This window comes from Thiorhodococcus minor (assembly GCF_010820565.1).
GTDB lineage: Bacteria > Pseudomonadota > Gammaproteobacteria > Chromatiales > Chromatiaceae > Thiorhodococcus > Thiorhodococcus minor.
Genome location: NZ_JAAIJQ010000137.1, coordinates 1 through 9033, shown reverse-complemented (window position 1 = coordinate 9033; position 9033 = coordinate 1). Strand labels below are relative to the sequence as shown.

5 protein-coding genes are annotated in these 9033 nt (G+C 65.7%); 2 read left to right on the top strand and 3 right to left on the bottom strand.

Annotation, left to right across the window (positions count from 1 at the left end):
• Positions 1 to 460: 460 nt before the first annotated feature.
• The 3 genes from G3446_RS24725 to G3446_RS24715 are packed head-to-tail and all read right to left on the bottom strand — an operon-like array spanning position 461 to position 4599.
• Positions 461 to 2104: a GmrSD restriction endonuclease domain-containing protein gene (locus G3446_RS24725; protein ID WP_164456352.1), complete on the bottom strand. Its 1644-nt coding sequence runs from the start codon at positions 2102 to 2104 to the stop codon at positions 461 to 463.
• 30 nt (positions 2105 to 2134) lie between these two features.
• A complete protein-coding gene (locus G3446_RS24720) occupies positions 2135 to 3328 on the bottom strand; it encodes a hypothetical protein (protein ID WP_164456350.1) in 1194 nt (397 codons plus the stop codon).
• 2 nt (positions 3329 to 3330) lie between these two features.
• The gene (locus G3446_RS24715) at positions 3331 to 4599 is read right to left on the bottom strand and encodes an AAA family ATPase (protein ID WP_164456348.1); all 1269 of its coding nucleotides are present in this window, start codon (positions 4597 to 4599) and stop codon (positions 3331 to 3333) included.
• An 819-nt stretch (positions 4600 to 5418) separates the two neighbouring features.
• Between G3446_RS24715 and G3446_RS24710 the strand changes: the two genes are divergently transcribed.
• Together G3446_RS24710 and G3446_RS24705 are read left to right on the top strand one after the other, a co-directional pair.
• On the top strand, positions 5419 to 6561 hold the full coding sequence (locus G3446_RS24710; protein ID WP_164456346.1) for a DUF1028 domain-containing protein: 1143 nt from the start codon (positions 5419 to 5421) through the stop codon (positions 6559 to 6561).
• Positions 6558 to 8783: a cation:dicarboxylate symporter family transporter gene (locus G3446_RS24705; protein ID WP_164456344.1), complete on the top strand. Its 2226-nt coding sequence runs from the start codon at positions 6558 to 6560 to the stop codon at positions 8781 to 8783. Before G3446_RS24710 ends, G3446_RS24705 begins: the two co-directional genes overlap by 4 nt.
• Positions 8784 to 9033 lie beyond the last annotated feature (250 nt).

The window sequence follows — 9033 nt, the reverse complement described above, 5'->3', positions numbered from 1 at the left end:
CTGCGCTCTCCTGCCAACTCACCCAGGTCAAAGATCACAACTTCGTGTACGCAGATCGGGCGCGCTCGGCAGGTTGCGCCCGTTGCAAAGGGACTCATAGCGGCCGGCCCGCTGCGCACTCAGGTCCGGCCGATCGGACGCGTTCGCAATATCGACTGACCGCTGAATGCACTCGCAGTGCTCTAAAGCGTTTCGCGCCAATCCACCGCAACGCATGAGAGCGAATTTGATAGTCCGCCAGATCAAGGCGAGTCAGGGTGCCGCCATGGGCAGCCAACAGCAAGAAAAATAACCCCTGGTGTTCACGACCTATTGCTTGCGCGAATCGTCGATAGCGATCGGCCACGAGGGGCATTGTCCGCTTTGGTCGGAGCGATTCGAGATCGAGAGATCGATGCCCTCGGATGCTCCGAGCGCGATGCGTCGTCGCAAGGCATGGCTGCGATGTCCAAGCCGCCCATCATTCCGCCGCCTCGTCGCTGGCGAAAGAGAAGCCGATCCGGTCGAGAAAAGCGCGTTCGACCTCGTCGATCCGCGTCCGGCGGTCGGTCAGGATGTGTTCGAGGGCATCCGCAATCTCATCTCCCTGAGAATCGTGCGTGACCGGCGCATCTGGCAGGATCAAATACTCGCTCAGGAGGCGGCTTCGCGCGAGGTGCTTCGCTTCAATCGCCGCGCTCGGATCCCTCGATGTGCCGAATAGAAAGAGGTCCCTTGACCACATGAGCCCCTGTCGCACCCGTTGGAGCTCTTCAGGCAGCGCCACGATCCGGTTTTCCGGCAGCCTTGCACCTCGCCTTGCGAACAAGAGATGAACCGCGTCCACTCCTTGCTCGCCCAGGGCTTGCTGGGTGCGCTCGCGAAGCTGGTCGTCCGCGATCCTCCAGGTCATCCGTAACGCCAGCGCCTTGGTGCGCGTCGCGCGGAAGTTAAAGGTATGGATCGGGTCGACCTCGCGGATCAGATCGGGTGGGATCGGGTCGCAGCCCTCGGTGACGGCCTGATACAGAGCATCGATTGCATCCCGAAAACGATTGCCGGGCATTCCGGTAAAGTATTCGCCGTAGGTCGTTGCCCAGAACCAACGGCTCACTGTCGCGTTTTGGCTCTGATCGGGTTCGTTGCCGTTCAGCCGGCGGCCGAGCTCGGCGATGGCGATGAGCTGGGCCGCATAGGGTAGCGCGCGCGGTCCGCGGACGCCGAGATCCGCGAGCAGCCGAACGGCCCATCCAATTGACCGACGCAATTCGTCGAATACTGGGTGGCAACCATGCTGCTGCACCAGCTCATTCAGTTCCCGCGGGACGGCGCCATAGATATGCAGGCCCCATCGAACCTTCAGCACGTTCAGCAGGATCTGATCGTCGAGCGCACCCCAGCCGAGCGGCTCCAATTCCGCACGTAGCGCCTCGATCTTGCCCTCGACGTCGCAGTCGTCGGCATAGGCCAATGCCCGGACCATGTGAGTCTCGTTCATCCGCTTGCCGCCGCTGTTGACCCGCACGAAGCTGTCCGTAACCAGGCGCAGGTCCTCGCTGATCAGGGGCATGATCGGAATCTGGTAGTCCTTGAAGCGGTTCGCGAGCAGCTCGGCCCGCTGCGATTCCTCGTCGAGCCCCTCATCGAGCAGACGCTTCTGCTGTTCATACAACCGCTTGGGCTCTAGCAAAGCGTACATCGGGAGCCAGCTCGGCGGCGGCTGCCGCTTCTGCGGGAGGAAGCGAAACGGCCGGTCGCCGGGCTCGGCCGCCAAGTCGTACCACACCGGCCAGCGCACGCCCGCCGCGAGCAGATCGTCCCGGTTATCCGTCCAGTTCAAGGCCGCATACAGGGTCGCGAGGCGCTGATGCCCATCAAGCAGGTAGGCGCGGGGCACCTGCGGACCCGGCCCGCTGGGCAGACCAAAGGCACCGAGGGTTTCTAGGCAAGCCAGCCTGTGCTCGCGTGTGCGCCAGACTAGGATCGCCCCGATCGGCATCTCCTTGTCCACGCTGTCGAGCAGATCGAGCCGGCGATCATCGTCCCACTCGAACGGACGCTGGAAGTTCGGGATCAGGATCGCTCCGCTCCTGACCTCCGCGAGCAAGGTCGGCAGCCGGGGCACTTGCGGAGTCTCGAACAATCCGGCCATCGGCTAGAGCCTCGCGAACAGGGTGTTAAGGATGGTTTCGCGGTCGGGCTCGCCCTGCGCAAGGTGACGCTCGAATTCGTGGCGGAACTCCGCTTCCCCGACATTCTCCAGATAGGTCGCGATCTTTCCTCCAAACCCTTTCCTGAGTGCCTTGCGGTCGGTATCGGACAACCCCTGGAATAAAGGATCGAGGTCGGCATCCTGGATCCAACGCCTCGCCCCATCGAGCCAGCCGAACTCCTTGAGCCTGGCATGGTCCGCTGCGGACAACTGGTTGAAGCGAACAAGATCCAAGTCCTGAATCCGACGTGGCTTCCCTTCCACATCCTTCCTCGCCTCATCGGATAGATCCGCCAACAGGCCCGACTTCATAGGGTACTGCCGCGCCGCTGCGGGTTGGTCTCGACGCAGCTTGCAAAACGCATCGACGACCTCCCGGCGCCTTGTGCCTTCGGCGCCGGACCTCTCCGACTGCCAACGGCGCAACGCCGCCTCCGGCAGATAGTTCTCGATGGTGCGCCGACCGAGTCGATAGTGGCCCAAGGTCCAGGGCCGCGCGGGTGCGGATTCGCACAAGGTCTTCATGGCGATGGACTCTTGGGAGGGCTGGCTGCGGTCGGCGGGATCGGCATCGCGATCGAACATCACCCATAGGCGCAACAGCCTCGTGGCGTTGCTGGAGTACGTGAAGGGCTGATCCAGCAGTTCTTCGAGCCATGCCTTCATTTCTCCCAGCCCGCCAGCGTGCAGAATCTCCAGCCAGCCGTGGTCGAGGGCCTGCTGCAATTGGTAGCGCTGGGCTGGTGGCGCCAATGCCAACAGAAAGCGCCAGTCGGCGCGGCGATTCTCGACCATGACGCCCAGCGGCGTCTGCAGCAGCCGTCGCGCGTCCTGGAGGCAGAGCCGGCCGGCTGGCCAGTCGGAGCTGCTCCCGGCCACCAGCCTGACGCCCACCGCATCCGCCGGCAAGCCGCTTGCGGCGCGCACGCCTTGCTCCAGAACCTGCTTGATCTGCCGACAGCAGACCTCAGGCAAACCTGCCAGCCAGTCGAGCACCTCGCGGGGACCATCCGGCCCGAAGGCCGGCGCGGTCAGCAGCAGGTGCCGGCCATCGTGCGCCAGCGAGAACAGCTCCAGAAACGCCAGCTCATCGGCCTCGTGACCGGCAAAGAATGCGGCATCGATCAGGACGCGCATGGTCAGCCGAAGGCGCCACCTTGCAACTGTTGGTCCAGTAAACGGCGGGCGAGGGCCTGATCCTCGTCGAACGCGGCCTGCGGCCACCCCCCGAGCGGGCGACCATGCCGGTCGAAATCGACCGGTGTCGCGATACTCTCGCCGGTGGACTCCTGGTCGATCCAATAGGCGCGTACCCGCTCCGGCGGTAAGCGTCCCTCGGCGAGGGCCAGTTGCACGCCGAGCATCAAGACGCGCGAGTGGGTCTCGACGACGATGGTTGGTGCGCTCGCGCCAGCCGCGATCTCGCATAGATGGTCCGCCAATGCCTGCTGGGCGTTGGCATGCAGATGGCTCTCCGGCTCTTCGACGGCGAGTATCCCAGCGTCGCCGCGCGCGCGCGCCAGCGCGGCGGCGACGAGGACCGGGAGCACCTGGATCATACCCTCACCGGTATCGAGCAGATCGATGTCACGCAAGGGTCCGCTGCTCGGATTCAGCAGCAGTCGGTAAATGGGCTGCCCGACCGCCGCGTCTATCCGTTCCAAGCGCCGGCCGATCTCAGGCCGTGCGTACCAGGCGGCCACGTCATCGAATACTGTCGGGTTGGTCAATACGGCCTCGGCGGCGTTCGCGCCGTCAGCATCGAGCAGGACGAATCGGCGGCCCGTTTTGGTGACCAGGCGTGGCCAACGCCCTCGTACCGAATGCAGCCATTGGATCTGTCCGCGCAGCCGGAGCAACCGCTCGCGCAGGCCGCCCAGGGCCGCCGGCAGGGCTGAGTCGGCCGCCGGCACCAGCCCGGAGAAACGGGGCCGAATGGTCTGATCCCCCGACCCGTCGCCACCCACGCTCACGCGATAGGTCTCGTGATCCGGCCAGGGTTGTGCTGCCATATCACAGGTCACCGCAACAGGAGACGAGCATCGGTAGCTTGCGACGATGGTTTGGTTGGCCTCGTCGATGTACTTGAGGATGAAGGCGTCGTGGCAGCGCTGCTCGTCGGCATCCGTCCAGACGAGCGTCAGTGTCACTTGCTTGAGCGGTGCCGCCTCGCCGGCACGAGCCGGCACATCCAGAAAGCTCGTGCCCGAACCGGCGACCCGGCCGATGTCGAAGGGGGAGGTCGCAGCGTCCGCCACCGAGTCGGCGAGGATCGGCAGCAGCCTGAGCACCGCGCTCTTACCGGCGTTGTTGCGTCCGTAGAGCAGGGTCAACGGGCGCAATTCGAGGTCGAGGCGGCCCGGAAAGGCACGGTAGCCAACGGTTGAAAGTTCGGTCAATCGGAACATGGCGGTCAGGAGCGTTCGCGCGCGAGGCGTCGTGAGACCCCGATTCTAGCAGGGTGTCGGACTTTCCCAGCGTCTTTGGTGAAAAGGGGGGGGCGATCCGAATATTTCCAGATCGTGTTTGTCTCGTCGAGCAGCGCCAACACTCCGTTACTAGAGTGGAGACCGATTTCGCTGCACAGCGTCAACGCCGGCTCCTCCCGCCGAGACTCAGGCTCTTGCTACCAGAATTTGTGTGCCTCGGGGTGGTGTCGGCTGGATGATCTTCAGGCTCACCTATTCCGCAAATAGCCCGAAAGGATGCACAAGAAATTGACACTGATGGCGAATTCGTTCCTCCTCGCGAAGCTGGAGTTTCGCGACCGGAGCTTCCTGCACGCTGGCAGTGATCACGAAGGATGTGCTTCGCAAGCTCAGCCCATACTTGATTCGACCCTATGCCTCCATGTCCGGAGGGCGCTCCATTGCGGTCGCTCAGTTAGACGGTTTCTGCGGCAGCAAAGGGTCGACTACGGTCACTGCACCAAGGTAGGCGACAGACAGCAATCCGCGCAGAGCCGACAAGCACACCCCAGCGGGCTAGTGCCCGCTTCTATCCAGTTGCGACCAAAGCCAATCGCCGAGGAGATCCAGCGTCGTCAGGGCTCGGGCGCTTCGGCAACAGCGGTGTAGGAGTCTCGCAGCCTCGTCGCTGATGGCTCCGAGGGGGATTTCACGGAATGGCCTGTACAAGCGCGCCACCTGTGCAAACCCCAGCCCGGTCACCTATGATTGCGGCCGCGCGATCGCCTTTCCGCGCAAAGATTCCCAGAGGTAACAGCCATGGTCACGGGCACTCGCTCCCGCCGGCAGCTGACTCCAGAGGTCTTGGATCGCCGCCCTCTTCTCGTCATCTCGATTCTGCTCCTCTTCGCCCTCCTCTCGCCCCAGCCCCAGGCCGACACTCACATCGCCACCTTCTCCATCGTCGCGCGCGACGCGACGACGGGCGATCTCGGCGTGGCGGTGCAGTCCAAGTATTTCGGCGTCGGCGCCGTGGTGCCGCATGCGCGGGCCAATGTCGGCGCCCTGGCCACGCAGGCGCGGGGCAACATCCTCTATGGACCCCAGGGCCTCGGACGGCTCGAGGCCGGCGAGCCCCCGGACAAGACGCTGGAGCGCCTCCTTGCCGAAGACCCGCTGCGCGCGCAGCGCCAGGTCGGCATCGTCGCGGCGGACGGCTCGGCGGCGACCTTCACGGGTCAGGAGACCCTGCCCTGGTCGGGCGGCAAGACGGGCGACAACTATGCGGTGCAAGGCAATCTGCTCGCAGGCCCGGAGGTCGTGGACGCCATGGCCGCCACCTTCGAGACGACCGACGGCGATCTGGCGACCCGGCTCGTCACCGCGCTGGCGGCGGGCCAGGCGGCAGGCGGCGACGCGCGCGGCCGTCAGTCGGCGGCACTCCTGGTGGTGCGTCAGGGCGCGGGCTACATGGGCGCCAACGATCGGCTGGTGGATCTGCACGTCGAAGACCACCCGACACCCATCAAGGAGCTCTACAGGCTCCTCGGCATTCGGCTCTCGCAGATCGCCGTGAGCGAGGCCCACGCCGCACTGCGGCAGGCACGCCAGACCAAGGACGAGGAGGCGCATGCCCGGGCCGTCGAGACGGCCCTCGCCAAGGCCGAAGAGGCCGTCGACCTCTACGAATTCAGCGACGCGGGATTCATCGCGCTCGCGGGCGCTCAGGCGGAGGCCGGCGCCATGGACGCCGCATCCGAGGCGGCCCGCCGGGCGCTGCTGATCAACCCCGTCCTCAAGCGCTACTCCGTCATCCCGGAGACCGGGCTCGGCATCGAGCCGCCGCTGCTGAAACGTCTGCTCGACGATGCCGACTTCCGCAAGGTCTGGGACGCGCTGCCCGGTGAAGACCACGTCAGCGCGGAGGTACTGAACGCCGCGCCCGCAGAGACCGCGGAATGAGCACCAGCACGACCGCGGACAGCATCGCCGAGGACCAGCGCCCGAAGCGACCGCGCATCGGGCTGTCCGGTCAGGTCATCATCGGCCTGGTGCTCGGGATCAGCGCCGGCCTCTTCTTCGGCGAGTCGGCCGCCGTCGTGCAGCCGCTGGGATCCATCTTCATCGCCCTGCTGCAGATGACGGTCATCCCCTACATCGTCGTCTCGCTGATCGCCGCCATCGGCCGTCTGAGCATGGATCGCATCAAGCTGCTCGCGGTCAAGGGCGGCGGCCTCATCCTCATCTTCTGGGGCCTCATCCTGGTCGTGGTCGCGCTCATCCCGCTGGGCTATCCCGACTGGGAATCGGCCTCCTTCTACAGCACCAGCCTCCTGGAGGAGCCGACGCCCACGGATTTCCTCGCCCTCTACATCCCGGCCAACCCCTTCGCGGCGCTCAGCGACGGCACCATCCCCGCCATCGTCCTCTTCTGCATCGCCATGGGGCTCGCCACCTCGCTGCTACGCGGCAAGGCGATGCTGGTGGATTTCCTCGACGAGCTGAGCCACGCGCTCATGCTCATCGCCCAGTTCGTCGCCAAGCTCGCACCGATCGGGGTCTTCGCATTGACGGCCACGGCAGCGGGGACCATGGGCGTGGAGGAGTTCGGCCGCGTGCAGGTCTACATCGTGACCTATATCGCCATGGCCCTGCTGCTGAGTCTCTGGGTGGTTCCGGGGCTGGTCTCCGCGCTGACGCCGATCGGCTTCAAGGACACCCTGGTGACGACGCGAGACGCCCTGGTCACGGCCTTCGCGACCGGCTCGCTCCTGATCGTGCTGCCGCTGCTGGCGGAGTCGACCAAGGAGATCCTGGAGCGGGCCGGCGTCTCGCGCGAGGAGTCCAGCTCGGTGGTCGACGTGGTGACCCCCATCAACTTCAACATCCCCAACCTGGGCAAGCTGATCGCCCTGTCCTTCGTCCTCTTCGCCGGCTGGTTCGCCGGAAACCCGGTGCCCCTGTCTCAGTATCCGGAGTTTCTCGCCTCGGGCCTCTTCAGTTTTTTCGGCGAGGTCGTCATCGCCCTGCCCTTCCTGCTGGACCTGATGAACGTCCCAGCGGACATGTTCAATCTCTTCGTCGCCGTGGACGTCTTCACCGGGCGCTTCGGCACCCTGCTGGCCGGTGTGCATACGGTCGCCCTGTCCATCCTGATCACTGCCGCCGTGGCCGGCGTTCTCAAGGTGCGCTGGCGCCGCCTGGGGGTTTTCATCACGGGGTCGGCGGCCCTCGGGATCGGCACCCTGCTGCTGATCAATCTCATCTTCTCGACCCTGGTGGAGAACCGCTACACCAAGGACGACGCCATCCTGTCCATGACCTTCAAGGAGGCCCCCTGGCCGCGCACGCGCGTCGATTCCGACGCCAGCGAGCCAGCCCCGCGGCCCGAGGACCCCGCCAGCCCCGGGCAATCCGCACTGGACAGGATCACCGAGCGCGACGCGCTGCGGGCCTGCTATGTCGGAGGCTTGCTGCCTCAGTCCTATGTCAATAGCGCGGGGAGCCTGGTTGGATACGACATCGAGCTGATGCACGCGCTCGCCGCCGATCTCGACGTGCGGCTCGACCTCATCCCGATCGAGCGCGAGCGCTTCGCGGACCTGCTCGACGACGGGTACTGCGACCTCATCGCGACCGGCCTGACCATCACGCCGGAGCGGGCGCGTCGCGCCACCTTCTCCGTGCCCTATCTGACCGACGGCCTGGGCGTGGTCATCTCGGACGCCCAGCGCAAGGCCTTCTCCAGCATGGCCGCCCTGCGCGAGCGCGACGATCTGCGCATCGCCGTCCTCAGCGGCCTCTCACTCTACGAGCACCACATCAAGCGCGGGGCACCCATGGCCGAGATCGTCCGCCTCGACAGCCTGGACGACTTCTTCACCAAGGACGGAAACGAGCCGGCAGACGCTCTAGTGACCCTCGCCATGATCGGCTCCGCCTACACCCTGCTGCATCCCAGCTACAGTCTGGTCGTGCCCAAGCCGGCCATCCGGGTGCCCATCGCACTGGCCCTGCGCAAGGGCGACACCCTGATGAAGGACTATGTCGACAACTGGCTGCTGCTCAAACAGCAAAGCGGCGAGCTGGATGCGCTCTACGACTACTGGGTGCAGGGTCAGGCGGTCAAGAACGGCAAGCCGCGCTGGTCGATCGCACGTGACGTGCTCGGCTGGATGGACTAGCGAAGCAATCGCTGCCAGCCACCAGCGGCCAGCTTCCAGCGGTCGTTTTGCCGCGCTTTCATGCGAAAGGCCGCAGGTTTGGCGCTCTTTCAAACATCGGGGCACTGGGCCTCGATCATCGTTGAGCCCAATCGCTTGACCGGTGGGAGCGGGGGCGCGCCCCGCGCCGGGGCCCCGCGCGGGGGGGGGGCGCGCCCCCCAGGGCCCGGCGGGGGGGCGGCCGCGGGGCCAACCACCCCCGGGGGGGGCG

What these genes read in the sequence shown, in the direction of transcription:
- G3446_RS24720 (WP_164456350.1), bottom strand. Translation starts at nt 3,328, where the DNA reads ATGCGCGTCCTGATCGATGCCGCATTCTTTGCCGGTCACGAGGCCGAT.
- G3446_RS24715 (WP_164456348.1), bottom strand. Translation starts at nt 4,599, where the DNA reads ATGTTCCGATTGACCGAACTTTCAACCGTTGGCTACCGTGCCTTTCCG.
- G3446_RS24710 (WP_164456346.1), top strand. Translation starts at nt 5,419, where the DNA reads ATGGTCACGGGCACTCGCTCCCGCCGGCAGCTGACTCCAGAGGTCTTG.
- G3446_RS24705 (WP_164456344.1), top strand. Translation starts at nt 6,558, where the DNA reads ATGAGCACCAGCACGACCGCGGACAGCATCGCCGAGGACCAGCGCCCG.